This window comes from Bradyrhizobium agreste (assembly GCF_016031625.1).
In the GTDB taxonomy this organism is placed as follows: Bacteria; Pseudomonadota; Alphaproteobacteria; order Rhizobiales; family Xanthobacteraceae; genus Bradyrhizobium; species Bradyrhizobium agreste.
Genome location: NZ_JACCHP010000004.1, coordinates 186,100 through 207,204 on the forward strand (window position 1 = coordinate 186,100; position 21,105 = coordinate 207,204).

19 protein-coding genes are annotated in these 21,105 nt (G+C 65.3%); 11 read left to right on the forward strand and 8 right to left on the reverse strand.

Going from position 1 to position 21,105, the window contains the following annotated elements:
- Positions 1–74: 74 nt before the first annotated feature.
- The 6 genes from HZZ13_RS07835 (at position 75) to HZZ13_RS07860 (ending at position 6,077) form a co-directional block, all read left to right on the forward strand.
- A complete protein-coding gene (locus HZZ13_RS07835; protein WP_197959059.1) occupies positions 75–596 on the forward strand; it encodes a c-type cytochrome, methanol metabolism-related in 522 nt (173 codons plus the stop codon).
- Positions 597–654: 58 nt separating this feature from the next.
- Positions 655–1,764: an S-(hydroxymethyl)glutathione dehydrogenase/class III alcohol dehydrogenase gene (locus HZZ13_RS07840; protein WP_197959060.1), complete on the forward strand. Its 1,110-nt coding sequence runs from the start codon at positions 655–657 to the stop codon at positions 1,762–1,764.
- Positions 1,765–1,796: 32 nt separating this feature from the next.
- Positions 1,797–2,360 carry an S-(hydroxymethyl)glutathione synthase gene (gene gfa, locus HZZ13_RS07845; protein WP_197959061.1) on the forward strand — a complete coding sequence of 188 codons (564 nt, stop codon included), beginning with the start codon at positions 1,797–1,799 and terminating at the stop codon, positions 2,358–2,360.
- 620 nt (positions 2,361–2,980) lie between these two features.
- Positions 2,981–3,433, forward strand: coding sequence for a (2Fe-2S)-binding protein (locus HZZ13_RS07850; protein WP_197949683.1), 453 nt, complete (start codon positions 2,981–2,983; stop codon positions 3,431–3,433).
- 1 nt (position 3,434) lies between these two features.
- Positions 3,435–5,747 (forward strand): xanthine dehydrogenase family protein molybdopterin-binding subunit, encoded by a 2,313-nt coding sequence (locus HZZ13_RS07855; RefSeq protein ID WP_197959062.1) that lies wholly within the window; start codon positions 3,435–3,437, stop codon positions 5,745–5,747.
- A 72-nt stretch (positions 5,748–5,819) separates the two neighbouring features.
- Positions 5,820–6,077: a hypothetical protein gene (locus HZZ13_RS07860; RefSeq protein WP_197959063.1), complete on the forward strand. Its 258-nt coding sequence runs from the start codon at positions 5,820–5,822 to the stop codon at positions 6,075–6,077.
- A 95-nt stretch (positions 6,078–6,172) separates the two neighbouring features.
- Here HZZ13_RS07860 and HZZ13_RS07865 read toward each other — a convergent pair whose 3' ends face one another.
- The 4 genes from HZZ13_RS07865 to HZZ13_RS07880 form a co-directional block, all read right to left on the reverse strand.
- Complete coding sequence (locus HZZ13_RS07865) at positions 6,173–7,912, reverse strand: methanol/ethanol family PQQ-dependent dehydrogenase (protein ID WP_197959064.1); 1,740 nt, start codon at positions 7,910–7,912, stop codon at positions 6,173–6,175.
- A 118-nt stretch (positions 7,913–8,030) separates the two neighbouring features.
- Positions 8,031–8,684 (reverse strand): QcrA and Rieske domain-containing protein, encoded by a 654-nt coding sequence (locus HZZ13_RS07870; RefSeq protein ID WP_197959065.1) that lies wholly within the window; start codon positions 8,682–8,684, stop codon positions 8,031–8,033.
- Between the two features lie 236 nt (positions 8,685–8,920).
- Positions 8,921–9,385: a group III truncated hemoglobin gene (locus HZZ13_RS07875; RefSeq protein ID WP_197959066.1), complete on the reverse strand. Its 465-nt coding sequence runs from the start codon at positions 9,383–9,385 to the stop codon at positions 8,921–8,923.
- A 137-nt stretch (positions 9,386–9,522) separates the two neighbouring features.
- On the reverse strand, positions 9,523–10,374 hold the full coding sequence (locus HZZ13_RS07880) for a 3-hydroxybutyryl-CoA dehydrogenase (RefSeq protein WP_197959067.1): 852 nt from the start codon (positions 10,372–10,374) through the stop codon (positions 9,523–9,525).
- Positions 10,375–10,701: 327 nt separating this feature from the next.
- Here HZZ13_RS07880 and HZZ13_RS07885 point away from each other — a divergent pair, with 327 nt between their 5' ends.
- On the forward strand, positions 10,702–11,400 hold the full coding sequence (locus HZZ13_RS07885) for an ABC transporter permease (protein ID WP_197959068.1): 699 nt from the start codon (positions 10,702–10,704) through the stop codon (positions 11,398–11,400).
- Here the strand turns inward: HZZ13_RS07885 and HZZ13_RS07890 are convergent.
- Positions 11,374–12,183 carry an ABC transporter substrate-binding protein gene (locus tag HZZ13_RS07890; RefSeq protein WP_197959069.1) on the reverse strand — a complete coding sequence of 270 codons (810 nt, stop codon included), beginning with the start codon at positions 12,181–12,183 and terminating at the stop codon, positions 11,374–11,376. The genes HZZ13_RS07885 and HZZ13_RS07890 overlap by 27 nt on opposite strands.
- 313 nt (positions 12,184–12,496) lie before the next feature.
- Between HZZ13_RS07890 and HZZ13_RS07895 the strand changes: the two genes are divergently transcribed.
- A complete protein-coding gene (locus tag HZZ13_RS07895) occupies positions 12,497–13,321 on the forward strand; it encodes a hypothetical protein (RefSeq protein ID WP_197959070.1) in 825 nt (274 codons plus the stop codon).
- A gap of 56 nt (positions 13,322–13,377) precedes the next feature.
- On the opposite strand, the gene hutU is transcribed toward HZZ13_RS07895, so the two are convergent.
- The 3 genes from hutU to hutI are packed head-to-tail and all read right to left on the reverse strand — an operon-like array spanning position 13,378 to position 17,829.
- Positions 13,378–15,048, reverse strand: a complete 1,671-nt coding sequence (gene hutU / locus HZZ13_RS07900) for a urocanate hydratase (RefSeq protein WP_197959071.1) — start codon at positions 15,046–15,048, stop codon at positions 13,378–13,380.
- 10 nt (positions 15,049–15,058) lie between these two features.
- Positions 15,059–16,618, reverse strand: a complete 1,560-nt coding sequence (hutH, locus tag HZZ13_RS07905; protein WP_197959072.1) for a histidine ammonia-lyase — start codon at positions 16,616–16,618, stop codon at positions 15,059–15,061.
- Complete coding sequence (hutI, locus tag HZZ13_RS07910; protein ID WP_197959073.1) at positions 16,615–17,829, reverse strand: imidazolonepropionase; 1,215 nt, start codon at positions 17,827–17,829, stop codon at positions 16,615–16,617. The genes hutH and hutI overlap by 4 nt, the downstream gene beginning before the upstream one ends.
- 87 nt (positions 17,830–17,916) lie before the next feature.
- Between hutI and HZZ13_RS07915 the strand changes: the two genes are divergently transcribed.
- The 3 genes from HZZ13_RS07915 (at position 17,917) to HZZ13_RS07925 (ending at position 21,047) form a co-directional block, all read left to right on the forward strand.
- A complete protein-coding gene (locus tag HZZ13_RS07915) occupies positions 17,917–19,275 on the forward strand; it encodes a formimidoylglutamate deiminase (protein ID WP_197959074.1) in 1,359 nt (452 codons plus the stop codon).
- Entirely contained in the window at positions 19,272–19,997 is a 726-nt protein-coding gene (gene hutC / locus HZZ13_RS07920) for a histidine utilization transcriptional repressor HutC (protein WP_197959075.1), read from the forward strand. Before HZZ13_RS07915 ends, hutC begins: the two co-directional genes overlap by 4 nt.
- 105 nt (positions 19,998–20,102) lie before the next feature.
- Positions 20,103–21,047, forward strand: a complete 945-nt coding sequence (locus tag HZZ13_RS07925; protein ID WP_197959076.1) for an ABC transporter substrate-binding protein — start codon at positions 20,103–20,105, stop codon at positions 21,045–21,047.
- The last annotated feature ends 58 nt before the right edge of the window (positions 21,048–21,105 follow it).

Here is a 21,105-nt window from a genome sequence, read left to right on the forward strand (position 1 = left end):
AGCATCGCTCCGGCGCGTGGATCGCTCCACGCGCCGGCTCGTCTCCACCGAATGCCGGCCGAGGAAACAATCTCTTGCGTAAAATCTGCTTTGTCATTGCTGCGACGATCTTGGTTGCGTCCGCACGAATTGCGGTCGCGGAGGGTCCGGGCGATCCGGCCGCCGTGAAGAAGGAAGACGACGGAAAGTGGCTCGATAAGGAGGGAAATCCCACCTACAAGATTTCGGCCGACGGCACCGTGGACTGGTTCACCTATTCCGGATACCGCCGCTATCACTCGGACTGTCACGTGTGCCACGGCCCCGACGGCATGGGATCGACCTACGCACCGGCGCTGAGGGATTCCGTCAAGTCGATGAGCTATGGCGACTTCCTCGGCGTGGTCGCCTCTGGCCGCAAGAACATCTCGACCGCGCAGGAGAACGTCATGCCGGCCTTCGGCGACAACCCGAACGTCGCCTGCTACATGGATGATCTCTACGTTTATCTCCGCGCGCGCTCCACCGACGCCTGGGGCCGGCAGCGTCCTTCGAAAAAGGAGGAGAAGACGGAGGCCTATACCAAGGCCGAAGACGCCTGCATGGGCAAGAAATGAACGTTACGAGGGCTGCCAGGACTACTCTTGGCGTCTGATGAGATTTGAGGAGCTACCAATGAAGACACGTGCCGCCGTTGCTTTCGAAGCCAAGAAGCCGCTCGAGATCGTCGAGGTCGATCTGGAAGGCCCGAAGGCCGGCGAAGTCCTGGTCGAGATCAAGGCGACGGGCATCTGCCATACCGACGCCTACACGCTCGACGGCTTCGACAGCGAGGGAATCTTCCCGTCGATCCTGGGACATGAGGGAGCCGGCATCATCCGCGAGATCGGCCCGGGCGTGACCTCGGTGAAGCCGGGCGATCACGTCATCCCGCTCTACACGCCGGAATGCCGGCAGTGCAAGAGCTGCCTCAGCCAGAAGACCAATCTCTGCACCGCGATCCGCGCGACGCAGGGCAAAGGCGTGATGCCCGACGGCACCAGCCGCTTCTCCTTCAAGGGCAAGCCGATCTACCACTACATGGGCTGCTCGACCTTCTCGAACTTCACCGTGCTGCCCGAGATCGCCGTGGCAAAGATCCGCGAGGACGCGCCGTTCGACAAGAGCTGCTACATCGGCTGCGGCGTCACCACCGGCGTCGGCGCCGTGGTCAACACCGCAAAGGTCACGCCGGGCTCCAACGTGGTCGTGTTCGGCCTCGGCGGCATCGGCCTCAACGTGATCCAGGGCGCCAAGATGGCGGGCGCCGACAAGATCATCGGTGTCGACATCAACGATTCCAAGGAGGAATGGGGTCGCAGGTTCGGCATGACCGACTTCGTCAACCCGAAGAAGATCACCGGCGACATCGTTCAGCACCTCGTCGGCCTCACCGACGGCGGTGCCGACTACACCTTCGACTGCACCGGCAACACCACCGTGATGCGCCAGGCACTGGAGGCCTGCCATCGCGGCTGGGGCACCTCGATTATCATCGGCGTCGCCGAGGCCGGCAAGGAGATCGCCACCCGGCCGTTCCAGCTCGTCACCGGGCGCAACTGGCGCGGCACGGCCTTCGGTGGCGCGCGCGGGCGCACCGACGTGCCGAAGATCGTGGACTGGTACATGAACGGAAAGATCCAGATCGATCCGATGATCACCCACGTGCTCAAGCTCGAGGAGATCAACAAGGGCTTTGACCTCATGCACGAGGGCAAATCCATCCGTTCAGTCGTCGTGTTCTAGCTCGAAAACGTCACACCAAGGAGGATCGACCCATGACTGTTGCACTCCATCCCTCGATCGACAACGGCATCAAGCAAGGCAGCGGCAGCTTCGCCGGCGGCACGCTGGTCTGCAAATGCAGCGACCACCCGGTGAAGGTCGGCATCAAGGGCGATGTCGCCCACAACCACGCCTGCGGCTGCACCAAGTGCTGGAAACCGCAGGGCGCCATCTTCTCCGTCGTCGCCGTGGTGCCGCGCCAGAACGTCACCGTGCTCGAGAACGGCGATAAGCTTGAGATCGTCGACCCTTCCGCGGTGATCCAGCGCCACGCCTGCAAGGCCTGCGGCACGCACATGTACGGCCGGATCGAGAACAAGAACCATCCGTTCTACGGCCTCGATTTCATTCATCCCGAACTGTTCCAGGAGCAGGGCTGGCAGGCGCCGCAATTCGCCGCCTTCGTTTCCTCCGTGATCGAATCGGGTGTGAAGCCCGAACAGATGGCCGGCATCCGTTCGCGGCTGAAGGAGATCGGACTCGAGCCGTATGACTGCCTGTCGCCGGCCCTGATGGACGCGATCGCGACCCATGTCGCGAAGGCCAAAGCCGCTTAGAAAGACCACCTGGGACGGCCGCCTGAACCGGCCGGCCGCCCACCATCTTCGGCACGCTGGCGCCCGTCGCCGCCAGCGTGCCGCTCGGGTCCTCGCTGCCGGGACCACCGCGGCGCAATGCCGCCGCTTCTGCACCACGCGTGAGTGAGGACCATCGGCTCCTCAGTCCTGGTCTCTGAATGACTGCGCAGGACCGTCCGCTTCCTGCTTGAAGCCCGCGGTGCTCTGCGTTCTCCCTCCCTCGACTGAGGCCTACTGCTTCGTCCGTTCGCTCCAGCTGGCGGACGAAGCTTTTTTCGTTGCGCCCGTTTGATGCGCAACGCGGCGGGTGACACGCCCTGCTTTTGACAAACCGTCGATGCAATCTTTTCCCGGTGAGAACACTCGGCTGTGAACGCCGGGTCGGAGCGATCTCTGCTAGGGTCGCGCCGTCACGATGCCGCACGAAGTACAATCAATTAAGAAGAACACGGGAGGTATCGAGAACATCCAGACATCGTCATCGACGTTCCTGCCTCCCTCCGGGATTTGCCCGTGCGGGACGACGGCAGGCGGCGAAGCAATGCCGCCGACATCGGCGGGTTTGAATTCGAGATGCTTATGAAGAGCGAGGCACGATCATGATCAAGGTGAAGATCAACGGCCAGGAACAGAGCTGGGATGGTGACCCGGATCTCCCGCTACTCTGGTTCCTGCGTGACGAGGCCGGACTGACCGGCACCAAATACGGCTGCGGCCAGGCCCTGTGCGGCGCCTGCACGGTCATCGTCGACAAGCAAGCGGTGCGCGCCTGCATCACGTCCGTCAACGACGTCGCCGGACGCGAGGTCACCACGATCGAGGGGCTGCATCCGAACGGCGATCACCCGGTGCAGAAGGCGTGGCGCCAGGTCAACGTGCCCCAATGCGGCTTCTGCCAGGCCGGCCAGATCATGCAGGCCGCAGCGCTTCTGATGGACAATCCAAAGCCGTCGCACGACCAGATCCGCGAGGCGATGTCCGGCAACATCTGCCGTTGCGGCTGCTATCAGCGCATCGAGAACGCCGTCCATCTCGCATCGACCGGAGTGTGACATGAACTTCATCGACAATCCCCGCAAGCTTCGCGGCTTCGAAAAGCACATCAAGGTCGAGAAGGTGTCGCGCCGCAGCATCCTGAAGGGGCTCGGCATCACCGGCGGCTTCGTGCTCGCCGCCCCCGTGGTGTCGCGCCAGGCGCTCGCCTATGAGACCGGCGCCGGCAAGATGCCGCATGGCGTCGTGGTCGATCCGCGCGTGTTCGTTTCGGTCGGCGCGGACGGCATCGTCACCATCGTCGGGCACCGTTCGGAAATGGGCACCGGCGTGCGCACCAGCCTGCCGCTGATCGTGGCCGAGGAGATGGAGGCCGACTGGTCAAGGGTCAAGGTGCAGCAGGCCCACGGCGACGAGGTCAAGTTCGGCAACCAGGACACCGACGGCTCGCGCAGCACGCGGCATTATCTGATGCCGATGCGCCAGATCGGCGCCTCCGCCCGCACGATGCTGGAGCAGGCCGCGGCCAAGCGCTGGGGCGTGCCGGCGAGCGAGGTCAGGGCCGTCAACCACGAGGTCGTGCACAGCGCCAGCGGGCGCAAGCTCGGCTTCGGCGAACTCGCTGCCGACGCCGCCAAGGAATCGGTGCCCAGCATCGAGGGCCTCAAGCTGAAGGACCCCAAGAACTTCCGCTATCTCGGCAAGGGCCAGATCGGCATCGTCGATCTCCACGACATCACGACCGGCAAGGCGCACTACGGCGCCGACGTGCGGCTGCCCGGCATGAAATATGCCGTGATCGCCCGTCCGCCGGTGACCGGCGGCAAGCTGGTCAAGTTCGAGCCGGAGGAGGCGCTGAAGGTCCCCGGTGTCGAGAAGGTGATGCAGGTGCGCGGTTGGCCGTGGCCTTCGAAATTCCAGCCGCTCGGCGGCGTCGCGGTGATCGCGCGCAACACCGGCGCGGCGATCAAGGGCCGCGACGCGCTGAAGCTGACCTGGGACGACGGTCCCAACGGCAAATACGATTCCGTCGCCTACCGCAAGGAGCTCGAGGAGGCCTCTCGCAAACCGGGCCTCGTGCTGCGCAAGGAGGGCGATGCGGACGCTGCCCTGAAGAGCGCCGACAAGGTGATCGTCGGCGAATACTACCTTCCGCATCTCGCCCATGTCGCCATGGAGCCGCCGGTGGCGGTCGCCGACGTCAAGGGCGACAAGGTGGAGATCTGGGCGCCGGTGCAGAGTCCCGGCGGCACCCGCGAGGACGTCGCCAAGACGCTCGGGATTCCCGAGGCCAACGTCACGGTCAACGTGACGCTGCTCGGCGGCGGGTTCGGACGCAAGTCAAAATGCGACTTCGCGCTCGAAGCCGCGCTGCTCTCGAAGGAGCTCGGTGCGCCGGTGAAGGTGCAGTGGACGCGGGAGGACGACATTCACAACGGCTTCCTGCACACCGTCTCGGTGGAGCGGATCGAGGCCGGCCTCGACAAGAGCGGCAAGGTGATCGCCTGGCGCCACCGCAGCGTGGCTCCCAGCATCGCCTCGACCTTTGCCGCCGGCACGGTGCATCAGGCGCCGTTCGAGATAGGCATGGGTCTGGTCGATATGCCGTTCGAGATCGCGAACATCTCGTGTGAGAACCCGGAAGCGGCCGCGCATACCCGCATCGGCTGGTTCCGCTCGGTCTCGAACATCCCGCGCGCCTTCGCCGTCCAGTCGATGGTCGGCGAGATCGCGCAGGCGACCGGCCGCGACCAGAAAGACATGCTGCTCGAGCTGATCGGCTCGCCTCGCATCGTCAATCCCAACGTGAAGGACCTCTGGAATTACGGCGAGCCCCAGGACAGCTACCCGATCGACACCGCGCGCCTGCGCAAGGTGGTCGAGCTGGTCGCCGAGAAGGGGGAATGGGGACGAAAGGTGCCGAAGGGCCACGGTCTCGGCATCGCCGTGCACCGCAGCTTCGTCAGCTACATCGCGACCGTCGTCGAGGTCGCCGTCGACGACAAGGGCAAGCTGACGGTGCCGCGGGTCGACACCGCGATCGATTGCGGCACCTATGTCAACCCCGAGCGCATCGCTTCGCAGATCGAGGGCGCGGCGATCATGGGGCTCAGTCTCGCCAAATACGGCGAGATCACCTTCAAGGACGGCAAGGTGCAGCAGAAGAATTTCGACGACTTCCAGGTCGTCAGGATGGACGAATCGCCTGTGGTGACCAACGTCTACATCGTGCCGCCCGGACCCGACACGCCGCCGAGCGGCGTCGGCGAGCCCGGTGTTCCTCCGTTCGCGCCAGCCCTGATCAACGCGATCTTCGCAGCGACGGGAAAACGCATCCGCTCGCTTCCCATCGGCAAGCAATTGGAAGCGTGAGACGGAACCGAAGCGCGAGGCGGAACACAAGACGCCTCGCGTCGTTTGCATCGATCTGACAGGAGCAGATCGATGACCAACATCTCAAGGGCGCTCGCAGTCTCGCTGTCGGGCGCCTTTCTTTTGACCGCCGCGGGCGCATTCGCCCAGAGCAACACGACGCCGCCGACCACAGCGACGCGCCCCACCGGCCTCGACCAGACTTCGCTGCCCAAAGCCAACGCCCCACCCGCCTCCACCACCCAGACCACCGGGCAGCACAATCCGGATCCCAAGATTCGCGAGATGAACCAGAAGGAGAAGGACAAGGTCGAGCGCGAGGGGAAGTAACTATCTGGCGCTGCGCAAACAAATGCGGCGGATGTTGCCATCCGCCGCATTCGCCACCCCCCTACTGCTCCGCTTCTTTCGATCCGCCCGCGGAGCTATTTCTTCAGCGCGAAGACCCAGACGACGCCGCCCTGCGGCACGTTGGCTTCAATGCCGATATTGTTGGTCACGAGTGCATCCTGGATGCGCTGTGCGTCGACGCCCCAGCCCGACTGGATCGCGATGTACTGCGTGCCGTCGATCTCATATGACACCGGCATGCCGACGATGCCGGAGTTGGTCTTCTGCTCCCACAACAGTTCGCCCGTCTTGGCGTGGAAGGCGCGGAAATAGCGGTCGTTGGTCCCGCCGACGAAGACGAGATCGCCCGCGGTCGCCGTCACCGATCCGAACAGTTGCGACTTCGGGAAGTTGTGCTGCCACACCTTCTTGCCGGTGGCGGGATCCCAGGCCTGAAGCTCGCCGAAATGATCCGCGCCCGGCTTCGCCTTGAGACCGATATCCTCGGGCTTGGTGCCGAGCCAGAGCTCGCCAGGCTTGAGCGCGACCTTCTCGCCGGTGAACCCGCCGCAGAAATTCTCGTTGGCAGGCACGTAGACGAGGCCGGTCCTCTGGCTGTAGGCCGCCGACGGCCAGTCCTTGCCGCCCCACAGTGACGGGCAGAACTCGACGCGCTTGCCCATGACCGGCTTGCGCGCGGGATCGACGATTGGCTTGCCGCTCTCGGGTTCGATGCCCTTCCAGACGTCGGTGGAGACGAACGGCCAGCCCGCGACGTAATTGATCTTGGTCGGCGTGCGCTCGAGCACCCAGAAGATGGCGTCGCGTCCCGGATGGACCAGGCTCTTGATGTTGCGGCCATCGCGTTGCAGGTCGATCAGCATCGGTGCTTCGACCTCGTCCCAATCCCAGGAATCGTTCTGGTGATATTGGTGGTGGGTCTTGATCTTGCCGGTGTTGGGATCGAGCGCGAGCACCGATGACGTGTAGAGATTGTCGCCGGGATGCGAGTCGCCCGGCCACGGCGCGGCGTTGCCGACGCCCCAATAGATCGTCTTGGTCTCCTTGTCGTAATTGCCGGTCATCCAGGCGGAGCCGCCGCCGTTCTTCCAGTCGTCGCCCTGCCAGGTATCGTGCCCGGGCTCGCCCTCGCCCGGAATGGTGAAGGTGCGCCACAGCTCCTTGCCGTCCTTGGCGTCATAGGCGGCGACATAGCCGCGCACGCCGAACTCGCCGCCGGAGCCGCCGACGATGACCTTGCCGTCGACGATCAGCGGCATCAGGGTCATGTACTGGCCCTTCTTGTAGTCCTGCACCTTGGTGTCCCACACCACCTTGCCGGTCTTGGCATCGAGCGCGACGACGTGGTCGTCGGTGGTGGCGAGATAGAGCTTGTCCTCCCAGAGGCCGACGCCGCGGCTGGTCGGATGCAGCTGGAACAGATCGTCGGGCAGCTGCCGCTTGTAGCGCCAATATTCGTCACCGGTCTTCGCGTTCAGCGCGATCACCTGCCCCATCGGGGTTGCCACGAACATCACGCCGTTATTGACGATCGGCGGCGCCTCGTGGCCTTCGACGACGCCGGTGGCGAAGGTCCAGACCGGCGTGAGGTTCTTCACGTTGGAGGTGTTGATCTGGTCGAGCGGACTATAGCCGTGCCCGTCATAGGTGCGCCGATAGAGCATCCAATTGCTTGCCTCTGGATTTTCCAGCCGCTGCGATGTGACGGGCGAATAGTTCTCGATCGGGCCAGCCAGCGCGGCGGTCGAAACGAGGCAGGTGAAGGCGACGAAGCCGGACAGGTAGAATTGCTTCCTGGTCACGGAGATTTTCATGGACGTTCCCCTTTTTCATCCGCTTGAATTCTTGTTGTGAATTCTTGTCGTTCGTCCCGTCATCCGCGCGTCGGCGGAGGCGGCCGTTCGTGACGCGGGCCCAGCCCGCAACCGTCCATCATCCTGGCTGCGCGCCACCTACCTTTCCGATGAAATTGCCGGCAACGCTGAGCGATCCGTCAGCCAGCGCCAGCGGCAGCGCTGCAAGCCGCCGCGGTGCCGGCCCGAACACGACCTGCGCGCCCGCGCGGGGATCGAATTCGGAGTTGTGGCACATGCACTTGAACACCTCCTTGTCGCCGACATCGCTCTTCACCCAGGCCGTGACGGGACAGCCGGCATGCGAGCAGATCGCCGAATAAGCGATGATGCCGTCCACGGCCCGCGCGCGAGTCTTCTCGTCGAGGTCGGCGGGATCGAGCTTGATGATCAGGATCTCGTTCAGCCGTGAGGCGCTGCGCACCACCGATGTGGTGGGGTCCTTCGGCCAGGCATGTACCGGCGGCCCGCCGGCCTTGAGATCGGCCGCGGTGATCAGCTTTCCCTCCTGGTCACCTTCGGAGAAGACGAGCAGATCGCCTTTCTGCGGCCGCTCATCGGAGCCGGGCGGATCCTCACCTGCGCGGGCCTTGGTGGAACAGCCGAGACACGCCGTCGTCGCCAGTGCCCCGAGCAGCACGGATCGCCGTGTCTGTTCGGCGCCCGCATCGACATCGGGTTCCGCAGCACTCTCGGAGGATGAGGAATGGGTATCGAACGATGCACGAGCCATGCCCGCTAGCAGGCGCTGGAACTCTGCCGAAAACAAGGCAAAGACTTGGCGACGCAGTGCATCAATATGGCTTTGCTCGCGTTGATTGAGCAAAACCGAACGCGTTCAAGAGCATTTTCGCAATTTCCACATCGCGTTGCGCGAGTGGCATGATGATTTCGCAGACCAGATCAATGATGGAGGAATTGGTGCGCCGCCACGATGCGATGCGGGGGATCCCACGCAGGCTTCTTCTTTCATGACCTGAGCACGTGTCGCGGCGAAGCGATGCGGCCCGCAAGGGTTGCCGACGCCATCTCAAAGCTGTCGGCGATACGACGCGCCTTGTCGATGAACAGCGCAGCCGCCGCCGGCGGGCAGACCTCGCGCGCGGTCTGCTCGAAGAGGTCGAGCCAGCGATCGAAATGGCCGCCGACCAGGCTGAGCGGCAGGTGCGCCCGCATCGGCGAGCCATGATAGCGGCCGCTCATCAGCACGACCGACGACCAGAAATCCCTGAGCTTGGCGAGATGCTCGTCCCAGTTCTGCACGACGCCGAAGACGGGCCCCAACAGCGCGTCGTCGCGCACGCGTCCGTAGAAGCGGGCGACGAGTTCCCCGATCATCTCCTCGCTGATCCCGGTGCGCTCGATCGCATCCTGGGTCAACAGGTTCCGACGCGCGGCCGCAGCCTCGCGCTCGGCCTTCAGTCGATTCGACATGTCCTTTGCTATCCGTTGCGTTGTTCCCGCAGACCGCCCGTTCGACATTGTCGGGCCGATCGCGCGCGGCGTCTTTGTCGCGGCGCAAATTGCGGGATCTGGCGGCGGACGCTGGGTGCCCGCCGCCGATGCCTTCATCAGGTGGTATAAGTGTAAAAGCCCTGCCCGGTCTTGCGGCCGAGATGGCCGGCATCGACCATCTCCTTCAGCAACGGGGCTGGCCGATATTTAGGATCGTTGAAGCCTTTGTAAAAGACCTCCATCACCGAAAGCATGGTGTCGAGCCCGACAAGATCGGCGAGTGCGAGCGGCCCGATCGGATGGTTGCAGCCGAGCTTCATGCCCGCGTCGATCTCTTCCGCCGTCGCGATGCCCTCCTGAAGCGCGAAGATCGCCTCGTTGATCATCGGACAGAGGATGCGGTTGACGGCAAAGCCCGGGCTGTTCTTGGCCGTGATCGCCACCTTGCCGACGCGCTTGGCGAAATCCAGCGCCTTGGCATGGGTGTCGTCCGAGGTCTGCAGGCCGCGGATGAGCTCGAGCAGCGCCATCACCGGCACCGGGTTGAAGAAGTGCATGCCGATGAAGCGGTCGGGACGGTCGGTCGCGGCGGCGAGCTTGGTGATTGAGATCGAGGAGGTGTTGGTCGCGATCAGCGTGCGCGGCGACAGGGTGGCGCAGAGATCCTTGAGGATCTTGACCTTGAGTTCCTCATTCTCGGTCGCGGCCTCGATGACTAGGTCGCAGTCCGACAGCTTCGCCCGGTCGGTGGTGCCGGTGATGCGCTTGAGCGTCGCCTCGCGGTCGGCCGCCGACATCTTCTCTTTCTTGACCAGCCGCTCGAGGCTTCCGCCGACGGTCGACAGGCCGCGGTTCACCGCCGCATCGGAAATATCAACCATTACGACCGAGAGGCCGGCGGCGGCGCAGACCTGCGCGATGCCGTTCCCCATGGTCCCTGCCCCGATGATGCCAACGGTCTGGATCATTGCGTCACATCCTTCATCCTTGCGGGCGAGCCAGTCGCAGCCCGGCCCCATTGTTCCTGCAACAGGGTCTAGCACCGTCATTGGGCCGGCGCGACCCGGTCCTGTTCCTTAGCGCATCCGAGGTCGGAATAAAGCCGTCCGCAGGCAGCCAGATGCCTCGATTATGCGTCCTTAAGTGCATTTTCCGATCATCCCGAGCCTCGCTCCAATGGCTCCGGGTGGGGCTGTCTAATCGTTGAGGCCTGCCGCAGGCCTTGATTATGGCAGCGGCAGCAGCGAGAACGGCGGCGCGGGGCTACCGCGGAACAGGAGCTTGCCCGAGACCGGATGAACGATTTCGCACGATCCATCGGTGCCGCCTTTGCGCTGATCGGCGAGGCCGACACCGAGCTACTAGGCATCGTCGCCTTGTCGTTGCGGGTCAGCCTGACCGCCAGCGTCCTCGCGCTCCTGATCGGCGCCCCCTTTGGAGCCCTGCTTGCGATCACCCGCTTCCGGGGACGCCAGGTCATTATCATTCTGACCAATGCGCTGCTCGGCCTTCCGCCGGTCGTGGTCGGGCTCGCGCTTTATCTTCTGCTGTCGCGGTCCGGCCCGTTCGGGGCGGCGGGCTTGCTGTTCACGCCGGGCGCCATGGTGATCGCACAAACGCTGCTGGCGACGCCCATCGTGGTGGCGCTGGTGCACCGGCCGGCAAGCCTGTTGTGGGCCGAGTACGGGGATTTGGCGCGGATCGACGGGCTGTCGGCCCTGCGCAGCATGGCCCTGCTGTTCGCGCTCGGCCGGACCTCGCTGCTGACGGCCTTTCTCGCCGCGTTCGGGCGCGCCATCGCGGAAGTCGGTGCCATCATCATCGTCGGTGGCAACATCCGCAGCTTCACCCGCACGATGACGACGGCGATCGCGCTGGAAACCAGCAAAGGCGACCTGCCGCTGGCGCTTGGCCTCGGGCTGATCCTGCTCGCGCTCAGCGTCGCGGTGTCGACCGTTGCCTTCGTCCTAGTGGGACGCGTTGGGGAAAAATAGCTGCTCGCCGCCGACCTTGTACCCGGCGATCGCGTCCTGCCCTTGCGGCGAAATCAGCCAGTCGATGAAGGCCTGTCCCTCCTTCGCCTTCACGTTCGGATGCTTTGCGGGATTGACCAGCATGACGCCGTACTGGTTGAAGAGCCGCTTGTCACCCTCGGTCAGGATGGCGAGCTCGCCGCGGTTCTTGAACGACAGCCAGGTGCCGCGGTCCGACAGGAGGTAGGCGTTCGACGACGAGGCCATGTTCAGTGCCGGACCCATGCCCTGGCCGATCTCCCGGTACCAGGTGTCCTTGCCGGCACTGGGGTCGACGCCGGCCTCCTTCCATAGCCTCAGCTCGGCCGCATGCGTGCCGGACTTGTCGCCGCGCGAGATGAACGGCGCCTTCGCGGTCGCAATCTTGCGCAGCGCCTCGGCCACATCCTTGCTACCCGATATCTGCGCCGGATCGCTTTTGGGGCCGACGATGACGAAGTCGTTGTACATGACGTCGAAGCGCTTCACGCCCTGCCCTTCGGACATGAACCTGTCCTCGGCTTGCCTGTCGTGGACGAACACCACGTCGGCATCGCCGCGCCGCCCGATATCCAACGCCTGGCCGGTGCCGACGGCGACGACCTTCACACCGATGCCGTCGGCCTTCGAGAACAGCGGCAGCAGATAGCCGAACAGCCCCGACTGTTCCGTCGAGGTGGTCGAAGCCACGGTGATGGTGCGGTCCTGCGCGAATGCGATGGTGGACCAGAGCAGAACCGCTCCGATGGTGACAAGCTTCCTCATACGCCGTCCTCGACAAGACAATGACGGGTTCTGAATAGCGGCTCGCGACGACGACGGGAACCCCAAGCTTGGATCGCAACGCGAGCAAAGCCTGCCGTGCGTCGGCAGGAACGTGCAGCAATCGCGCAGGACAGTCCACTCCGCGGGATGGCATTCGCCCGCGGACTGGACGCGCGGATGTTCTGCAATTGGTCCTGCCTCCGTTGACACGGGTGTGACGGCCGGGGCAGGTTTTCACATTGCTGACGAATCAGCGATTGCCTCACGCCGAGCACCTCTTGGACAACTCCCAGTGCTTTCGAGACTGATATCGTTGCTGCGCCGCATTCCTGCGGTGAACTGGGCGTTTTCCCGACTTCGGCCCGTGCCGCACAGCGGCAACCTCGACGCCGCACCGATCGCAGAGGCGTCACCTGCCATCGCCGAAGACGTTGCCAGCACGGCTCCCGCGCCAATCACCGAGATCAGCGCTGACCCGGTGCACGACGAGGCTGATCTCGCCGCCACCGCTGCGGTCGCGGAGGACGATGCGGCTCTGTCGGTGGTCGCGGAGATTCCGTCCGACGATATCTGCATCGGCGACTCGTCCTCAGAGTTGGCAACGGAAATCGAGGCGCCTGCGGCGCCGCCAGCCACCGAAGAGGCGTCGGCTGCATCGGCCGGTGCGGAGAACGAAAACGATGTTCCGCTCGCCACGGCCATTGCGGCGGTAGCCGACGAGGCATCCAGCGACGCCGCTGAGGCAGATCCGGCTCCGGCTCTCTCGGCTCCTCCGGGGCTCCGCCGCGTAGCGAAAGTTCGCGCGAGACCCGCAGAGCCCGCCGACCGCGCCGCGCTGATCCGGCAGCGCTGGGCGGAGAGCGGAATCAGGATGTGGAATCCGCGGCTGCACGGCACCGGCGAGGCCGCGCTGAACATCCAGGGAAGCGTCGGGCTGCTGCCCCCGGCGCCCGGCGAGACAATGCCGCGCTACGACAAGCTGGAATTCAGGATGCTCGGCGGACAGATTGTCTGTGAGGGCGTGATCGTCGAGGCACCCGTTCAGGTGAGCCATCGGAGCTTCACGCCGCTCGCCGAGCCGCGGACCATCGAGCGGATCCGCGAGCCGGTGCGCGAGCGCCAGGCCGTTCTCGCCTGATCCTTCCGTCTGCGACGACCAGCGCAACCGGGCCAAGGTCGTGGCTTGAGCTTCGTCTACATCGCAAGGCTCGGCAGATCGAGCCCCTTGTCGCGGGCGCACTCGATCGCGATGTCGTAGCCTGCATCGGCATGGCGCATCACGCCGCTGGCGGGATCGTTCCACAGCACGCGCTCGATCCGCTTCGCAGCCTCAGGCGTGCCGTCGGCCACGATCACCATGCCCGCGTGCTGCGAATAGCCGATGCCGACACCGCCGCCATGATGCAGCGAAACCCAGGTCGCCCCGCTGGCGCAATTGAGCAGCGCATTGAGCAGCGGCCAATCGGACACCGCATCCGACCCGTCCTTCATGGCCTCGGTCTCCCGGTTGGGGCTCGCCACCGAGCCGCTGTCGAGATGATCGCGGCCGATCACGATCGGCGCCTTCAATTCGCCGCGCGCCACCATCTCGTTGAAGGCGAGGCCGAGACGATGACGATCGCCGAGACCGACCCAGCAGATCCGGGCCGGCAGGCCCTGGAACTTGATGCGCGCCTTCGCCATGTCGAGCCAATTGTGCAGATGCTTGTCGTCAGGCATCAGCTCCTTGACCTTGGCATCGGTCTTGAAGATGTCCTCGGGATCGCCAGATAGCGCGGCCCAGCGGAACGGCCCGATGCCGCGGCAAAACAGCGGACGGATATAGGCGGGCACGAAGCCGGGAAAATCGAAGGCGTTCTTCAGGCCCATGTCCTGCGCCATCTGGCGAATGTTGTTGCCGTAGTCGAGCGTCGGAATGCCCTGGGCATGAAAATCCAGCATGGCCTTCACATGCTCGACCATCGACGTCTTCGAGGCGCGCTCCACTGCCTTCGGATCGGATGAGCGCTTGGCTTCCCATTCCGCCAGCGTCCAGCCCTTCGGCAAGTAGCCGTTGATCGGATCATGCGCGCTGGTCTGGTCGGTGACGATGTCGGGCTTGACGCCGCGGCGCACCAGCTCAGGGAAGATCTCCGCGGCGTTGCCGAGCAGGCCGACCGAGACCGCCTTCTTCGTCTTCGCTGCGTCCGCCATGATCGCGAGCGCTTCATCAAGCGTTGCAGCCTGCCGATCGAGGTAGCCGGTGCGCAGGCGCATCTCGATGCGGCTCGGCTGGCATTCGACCGCGAGCATCGACGCGCCGGCCATGGTCGCGGCCAACGGCTGCGCCCCGCCCATGCCGCCGAGGCCGGCGGTCAAAATCCACTTGCCGGCGAGGCTGCCGCCATAATGGCGGCGGCCGACCTCCACAAAGGTCTCGTAAGTGCCCTGCACGATGCCCTGGCTGCCGATATAGATCCAGGAGCCCGCCGTCATCTGGCCGTACATCATCAGGCCCTGGCGATCGAGCTCGTTGAAATGATCGAGCGTTGCCCAATGCGGCACGATGTTGGAATTCGCGATCAGCACGCGCGGGGCATCGGCATGGGTCCGGAACACGCCGACCGGCTTGCCGGACTGCACCAGCAGCGTCTGGTCGGCCTCGAGCTTGCGCAAGGCCGCAACGATCCGGTCAAAACTCTCCCAGTCGCGCGCGGCGCGGCCGATGCCGCCATAGACGACGAGCTCGCTCGGGCGCTCTGCGACGTCAGGATCGAGATTGTTCATCAGCATGCGCAGCGGCGCTTCGGTCAACCAGCTCTTGGCGCTGATGTCGCTGCCGCGCGGAGCGCGGATGGTGCGGTCATTGTCCAGTCGGCGGTTCATGCGGGCCTCTTCAGACGAGTCTCGGAAACGGATCGGTGGGAAGCTGGGCGAGCGCGGCAGCTGGAAGCGCATCGGCTTCGATCAATGCAGCGGCCTTGGCGAGATCGCCGGCCATATAGCGATCGGCACCCAGTGCGGGCACCTGCTCACGCAACGCGGCAATGACGGCGACCAGCGGCGCACTGGTTGCATGCGGCGCACGCAGCGTGATGCCTTGGGCTGCGACCAGAAGCTCGATGCCGAGAATGGCGGCGAGATTGTCGGCCATATCGGACAGGCGACGCGCGGCATGCGCAGCCATCGAGACATGGTCTTCCTGGTTGGCGCTGGTCGGCGTCGAATCGATCGAGCAGGCGAGCGCACGCTGCTTGTTCTCGGCATAGAGCGCGGCCGCCGTCACCTCGGCGATCATGAAGCCGGAATTGAGGCCGGGATCGGGGGTGAGGAACGGCGGCAGGCCGAAATTGAGCGCGGGATCGACCAGCGTGGCGATGCGCCGCTCGCTGATTGCGCCGATTTCCGACAGCGCCAGCGCGATGGCATCGGCGGCGAAGGCGACCGGCTCGGCGTGGAAATTGCCGCCGGAGACGATCTCCCCGGTCTCGACCAGCACGAGCGGGTTGTCGGTGACGGCATTAGCCTCGACGATCAGCGTGCGCGTGGCCTGCGTGATCAGATCGAGCGCCGCACCTGCAACCTGCGGCTGGCAGCGCAGGCAATAGGGGTCCTGCACGCGCTCGTCGCCTTCGAGGTGAGACAGGCGGATGTCGCTGCCGTCGAGCAGGGCGGTCAGCGTCGCGGCCGCCGCGATCTGGCCGGCATGGCCGCGTAGCGCCTGGATTTCGGGGCGGAATGGTGCCGTCGAGGCCATCGCCGCATCCACCGACAGCGCGCCGGTCACGAGCGCGGCGCGGGCGAGGCGATATGCACGCAGCACGCCCGAGAGGGCGTAGGCGGTCGAGAATTGCGTACCGTTGATCAGCGCGAGGCCTTCCTTGGGGCCAAGGGTCAGCGGCGTGAGGCCGGCGGCCGCCAGCGCTTCTTCGCCGGGCACTGCTTTCCCGTCGACGATCGCCTGCCCTTCGCCGATCATCACCGCCGTCATATGCGCAAGCGGTGCCAGATCGCCGGAGGCGCCGACCGAGCCTTGCTGCGGCACCAGCGGATAGACGCCACGGGCCAGCATGTCCTGCAACTGCTCGATCACCTCGCGGCGCACGCCGGAAGCGCCGCGCCCGAGCGAGACGATCTTCAGCGCCATCATCAAGCGAACGATCGGCTCCGACGTCGGCTGACCGACGCCACAGCAATGCGAGACGATCAGGTTGCGCTGGAGCAGCGCTGTCTGGTCCGGCGGAATGCGTTTGGATGCCAGCTTTCCGAAGCCGGTGTTGATGCCGTAGACGGGGACGTCGGCCTGCGCGGCCTGCGTAACGATCTGCGCAGCCGCCTCGACCCGCGGCCAGAACGACGGATCGAGCACGACAGGGGCGCCTTCGAGCACGCGCGCGAGATCGTCGAGGAGGACCGCTCCCGGCTTGACGACGATAGCCGCGCCCTGTTCCGTCATTGCCCCCTCCATATCCGCTTGTGCAGCGGATTGAAGCCGATGCGGTAGACCAGTTCGGCCGGGCGGTCGATGTCCCAGATCGCAAGGTCGCACCATTTGCCGGTTTCCAGTGTGCCGGTCTCGTTCAGCAGGCCGAGCCCCCGCGCGCCTTCCCGGGTGACGCCGGCGAGGCACTCGGCCACATTCATCCGGAACAAGGTCGCGCCCATGTTCATCGCGAGCAGCAGCGAGGTCAGTGGCGAGCTGCCGGGATTGCAGTCGGTCGCCAGCGCCATGGGAACGCCAAGCTTGCGGAACGTCTCGACCGGCGGCTTCTGCGTCTCGCGAATGAAGTAGAACGCACCAGGCAGCAGCACCGCCACCGTACCGGCCCTCGCCATTGCGGCGGCACCGGCTTCGTCGGTGTGCTCGAGATGATCGGCCGAGAGCGCCGAGAATTTCGCCGCAAGCGCAGCCCCGCCAAGGTTCGAGAGCTGGTCGGCATGGAGCTTGACCGGTAGGCCAAGTCCCCTCGCCGCTTCGAACACCCGCGCGGTCTGCTCGGCGGAGAATGCGATGCCCTCCATGAAGGCATCGACGGCATCGGCGAGACCCGCTTTTGCGACAGCCGGCAGCATCTCCTTGCAGACGAGATCGATGTAGCCATCCTTGTCGCCACCGGCCTCGACCGGCAGCGCATGCGCGCCCAAAAACGACGTGCGGATCGCAACCGGCCGCACACGGCCGAGGCTGCGCGCCGCCGCGAGCTGTCGTATCTCGGTCTCGGTGTCGAGGCCGTAGCCGGACTTGATCTCGACCGTGGTCGCGCCCTCAGCCGTCAGCGCGTCGAGCCGCGGCAGCGCGCCTGCGACGAGCTCGGCTTCGCTGGCCTTGCGCGTTGCCGCCACGGTCGAGACGATGCCGCCGCCGGCGCGCGCAATCTCTTCGTAGCTCGCCCCCTTCAGGCGCAGCTCGAATTCATGCGCGCGGTTGCCGCCATAGACCAGATGGGTATGGCAGTCGACGAGCCCGGGCGTGATCCAGCGACCCTCGCAATCGATCCGCTCGATCGCGTCCGCATTGACGGGAAAGTCCGCTGTCGCGCCGGCATAGGCGATGTGGCCGCCGCGTGCGGCGATGACACCGTGCTCGATCTCGCCAAGATCGGGACGATCGACCCGCATCGTGGCGAGGCGGGCATTGTGCCAGATCCGGTCGAAGCGCTCTGCCATGCGGGTATCCATTCGCCCTGGGGATGCTTGACTTATATGTCTAGACATATAATCGTAAGGCGGTTCTGTCCAGCCGGCGTGTAAATCATGACCCGACTGCATTTCGCTTCCGCGCTCCTGCCTTCGGGCTGGGCCCATGACGTGCAAGTGGTCGTCACCGCCGGCGCGATCGCGGCGGTGACACCGGGCGTGGCGCCGGCCGCCGGCGACGAGCGCCACGCAATCGCGCTTCCGGGACTTGCGAGCCTGCACAGCCACGCGTTCCAGCGCGGCATGGCGGGCCTCGCGGAGCTGCGCGGCGATTCCACCGACACGTTCTGGACCTGGCGCGAGACGATGTATCGCTTTGCGCTCGCAATGACGCCCGACGACGTCGCGGCCGTGGCGACGCTGCTCTATGTCGAGATGCTCGAGCAAGGTTTTACCCGCGTCGGCGAGTTCCACTATCTGCACCACGACCGCGACGGATCGCCCTACGCTGATCCCGCCGAGATGGCCGCGCGCATTGCACAGGCCGCCGAAGCCTCGGGCATTGCGCTGACACTGTTGCCGAGTTTCTATGCGCATGGCTCCTTTGGAGGCGCAGCGCCGCATGCCGGCCAGCGCCGCTTCATCTGCTCGGTCGATCAGTTCGCCGCATTGGTGGCGGCCTCGCGCCGGGCAATCAGCGCGTTGCCTGGCGCCAATATCGGCATTGCACCGCATAGCTTGCGCGCGGTGACGCCGGACGAGCTCGCCGCCATCATTCCACTCGCCGAGGACGGGCCGGTCCACATTCATGCCGCCGAACAGGTGAAGGAGGTCGAGGATTGCCTCGCCTGGTCGGGCCGGCGGCCCGTGCAATGGCTGCTGGAGCGGGCGCCGGTCGATCGGCGCTGGTGCCTCATTCACGCGACCCACATGACCGATGAGGAAGTGACGGCGTTCGCCCAGACCGGTGCGGTGGCGGGCCTCTGTCCCATCACGGAGGCGAGCCTCGGCGACGGCACTTTTTCGGCGCGGGAGTTTGTCGACGCTGGCGGCTTTTTCGGCGTCGGTACCGATTCCAACGTGTTGATCGGCGCCGCCGACGAATTGCGCCAGCTCGAATACGGTCAGCGGCTCAAGCACCGTCAGCGCAACGTCCTTTCCGGCGGAGCAGGTCGCTCCACAGGACGCTCGCTGTTCGACGGGGCGCTCACTGGCGGCGCGCGGGCGCTGGCACAACCGGCCAGCGGCCTTACGCCGGGCGCACGCGCCGACATCGTCACGCTCAACGCCGCGCATCCCTCGCTGGCGGGTCGACACGGCGACTCCGTCATCGACGGCTGGATCTTTTCTGCCGGCGGCGCCGCCGTCGATTGCGTCTGGGCCGGCGGCCGCAAGGTGGTCGAGGGCGGTCAGCATGGATTGCGCCAGTCCGCGCGTGACCGTTTCACCGCATCGATGCGGAGGCTCGTCGCATGAGCCTCGTCACCGATGCCGACAAGCCGACGCTCTACAAGCGCATCCGCGCCGACATCGAGAAGCGCATCCTGACCGGCGAATGGCCACCGGGCCATCGCATTCCCTTCGAGCACGAGTTGGTGGCGCGTTACGGCTGCTCGCGCATGACCGTGAACAAGGCATTGTCGGAACTGGCGCAGGCCGATCTGATCGAGCGGCGGCGGCGCGCCGGCTCGTTCGTGCGCCGGCCGCAGCATCAGTCGGCGGTGCTGAAGATCGCGGACATCCGCGCCGAGATCACCGCGCTCGGGCGCTCGTATGGCTACGAGCTGATCGGCCGCAAGCTGCGCGCGGCGACCGCCGCGGACCGCGACCGTCTCGGCGTCAAGAAGGCCGGCAAGGTGGTCGCGATCACCTGCCGGCATAGCGCCGACAAGGTGCCGTTCGCGGTCGAGGACAGGCTGATCGATCTCTCGTCCGTGCCCGATGCCGCGGCCGCGGATTTCTCGCGCGAGCCGCCCGGCTCCTGGCTGCTTCACCATGTCCCATGGACCGAAGCCGAGCATACGATCAGCGCCATCGTTGCGGACGACCGCACGGCGGAAGCGCTCGACATCGCCGTCGGCGCACCCTGCCTTGTGATCGACCGCTACACCTGGCGCAGCGCACGCACAATCACAGCCGTGCGCCTGCTCTATCCCGGTGACTCTCACCGCCTTGTCGCCCGTTTCAAGGGAGGCTGAGAGGACATGTCGGCACAATTCGTGCAACGCATCGGGCAACGGTCCAGGTGGGCCGACAGTGATCAACAGGACGTCAAACCATCGATCGGCAAGAGGACGACAAACATGCGTAGTTCGACCATATTTGCGACAATCATTGCCCTCGCGGCGGCCACTCCCGCGCTCGCCGACGACGTCAAGGTCGGCGTCGGCATCTCCGGCTGGACCGGCTTTGCGCCGCTGACGCTGGCGAAGGAAGCGGGCATCTTCAAGAAGAACGGCCTCGACGTCACCATCAAGAAGATCCCGCAGAAGGACCGCCATCTCGCCATCGCCTCCGGCGATATCCAGTGCGCGGCGACCACGGTCGAGACCTGGATTTCCTGGAACGCCAACGGCGTCGCAACCAAGCAGATCTTCCAGCTCGACAAGAGCTACGGCGCCGATGGCATGGCCGTGCGCAACGACGTCACAGCGATCAAGGACCTGAAGGGCAAGACCGTCGCCGCCTCCGCGCCCGGTACCTCGCCCTACTTCGCGCTGGCCTGGATGCTGAAGAAGAACGGCCTCACCACCAAGGACGTCACCGTCGTGAACCTCGAGCCGGCGGCTGCGGCGCAAGCCTTCGTCTCCGGCCAGAACGATGCCGCGATGACCTACGAGCCCTACCTGTCGACCGTGCGTGCCGCGCCCGACAAGGGCAAGATCATCGCCACCACGCTGGACTATCCGATGGTCATGGACACGTTCGGCTGCACGCCGAAGTTCCTGACGGAGAATCCCAAGGCCGCCAAGGCCCTCGCCGACAGCTATTTCGAGGCGCTCGAGATGATCGCCAAGGACCAGGCCAAGGCCTACGAGATCATGGGCGCCGACGTGAAGCAGACCGCCGAGCAGTTCGGCAACTCGGCGAAATATCTGCGCTGGCAGGACAAGGCCGCGAACCAGAAGTTCTTCGCCGGCGACTTCCTGACCTTCAACAAGGAGGCCGCCGAGCTCCTGCTCGAGATCGGCATCATCAAGGCCGCGCCGAAGGTCGAGGACCTCTACGACGCGAGCTTCATCAAGTAAATTTCTCCAAGCTGCCGGTTCCGCCAGAGGCGGAGCCGGCGCGCCATTCGGATACAGT

Excerpts from the sequence above, each read along its gene's own strand:
- HZZ13_RS07840 (WP_197959060.1), top strand. The coding sequence starts at position 655 with ATGAAGACACGTGCCGCCGTTGCTTTCGAAGCCAAGAAGCCGCTCGAG.
- gfa (WP_197959061.1), top strand. The coding sequence starts at position 1,797 with ATGACTGTTGCACTCCATCCCTCGATCGACAACGGCATCAAGCAAGGC.
- HZZ13_RS07850 (WP_197949683.1), top strand. The coding sequence starts at position 2,981 with ATGATCAAGGTGAAGATCAACGGCCAGGAACAGAGCTGGGATGGTGAC.
- HZZ13_RS07855 (WP_197959062.1), top strand. The coding sequence starts at position 3,435 with ATGAACTTCATCGACAATCCCCGCAAGCTTCGCGGCTTCGAAAAGCAC.
- HZZ13_RS07860 (WP_197959063.1), top strand. The coding sequence starts at position 5,820 with ATGACCAACATCTCAAGGGCGCTCGCAGTCTCGCTGTCGGGCGCCTTT.
- HZZ13_RS07865 (WP_197959064.1), bottom strand. The coding sequence starts at position 7,912 with ATGAAAATCTCCGTGACCAGGAAGCAATTCTACCTGTCCGGCTTCGTC.
- HZZ13_RS07870 (WP_197959065.1), bottom strand. The coding sequence starts at position 8,684 with ATGGCTCGTGCATCGTTCGATACCCATTCCTCATCCTCCGAGAGTGCT.
- HZZ13_RS07875 (WP_197959066.1), bottom strand. The coding sequence starts at position 9,385 with ATGTCGAATCGACTGAAGGCCGAGCGCGAGGCTGCGGCCGCGCGTCGG.
- HZZ13_RS07880 (WP_197959067.1), bottom strand. The coding sequence starts at position 10,374 with ATGATCCAGACCGTTGGCATCATCGGGGCAGGGACCATGGGGAACGGC.
- HZZ13_RS07885 (WP_197959068.1), top strand. The coding sequence starts at position 10,702 with ATGAACGATTTCGCACGATCCATCGGTGCCGCCTTTGCGCTGATCGGC.
- HZZ13_RS07890 (WP_197959069.1), bottom strand. The coding sequence starts at position 12,183 with ATGAGGAAGCTTGTCACCATCGGAGCGGTTCTGCTCTGGTCCACCATC.
- hutU (WP_197959071.1), bottom strand. The coding sequence starts at position 15,048 with ATGAACCGCCGACTGGACAATGACCGCACCATCCGCGCTCCGCGCGGC.
- hutH (WP_197959072.1), bottom strand. The coding sequence starts at position 16,618 with ATGACGGAACAGGGCGCGGCTATCGTCGTCAAGCCGGGAGCGGTCCTC.
- hutI (WP_197959073.1), bottom strand. The coding sequence starts at position 17,829 with ATGGCAGAGCGCTTCGACCGGATCTGGCACAATGCCCGCCTCGCCACG.
- HZZ13_RS07915 (WP_197959074.1), top strand. The coding sequence starts at position 17,917 with ATGACCCGACTGCATTTCGCTTCCGCGCTCCTGCCTTCGGGCTGGGCC.
- hutC (WP_197959075.1), top strand. The coding sequence starts at position 19,272 with ATGAGCCTCGTCACCGATGCCGACAAGCCGACGCTCTACAAGCGCATC.
- HZZ13_RS07925 (WP_197959076.1), top strand. The coding sequence starts at position 20,103 with ATGCGTAGTTCGACCATATTTGCGACAATCATTGCCCTCGCGGCGGCC.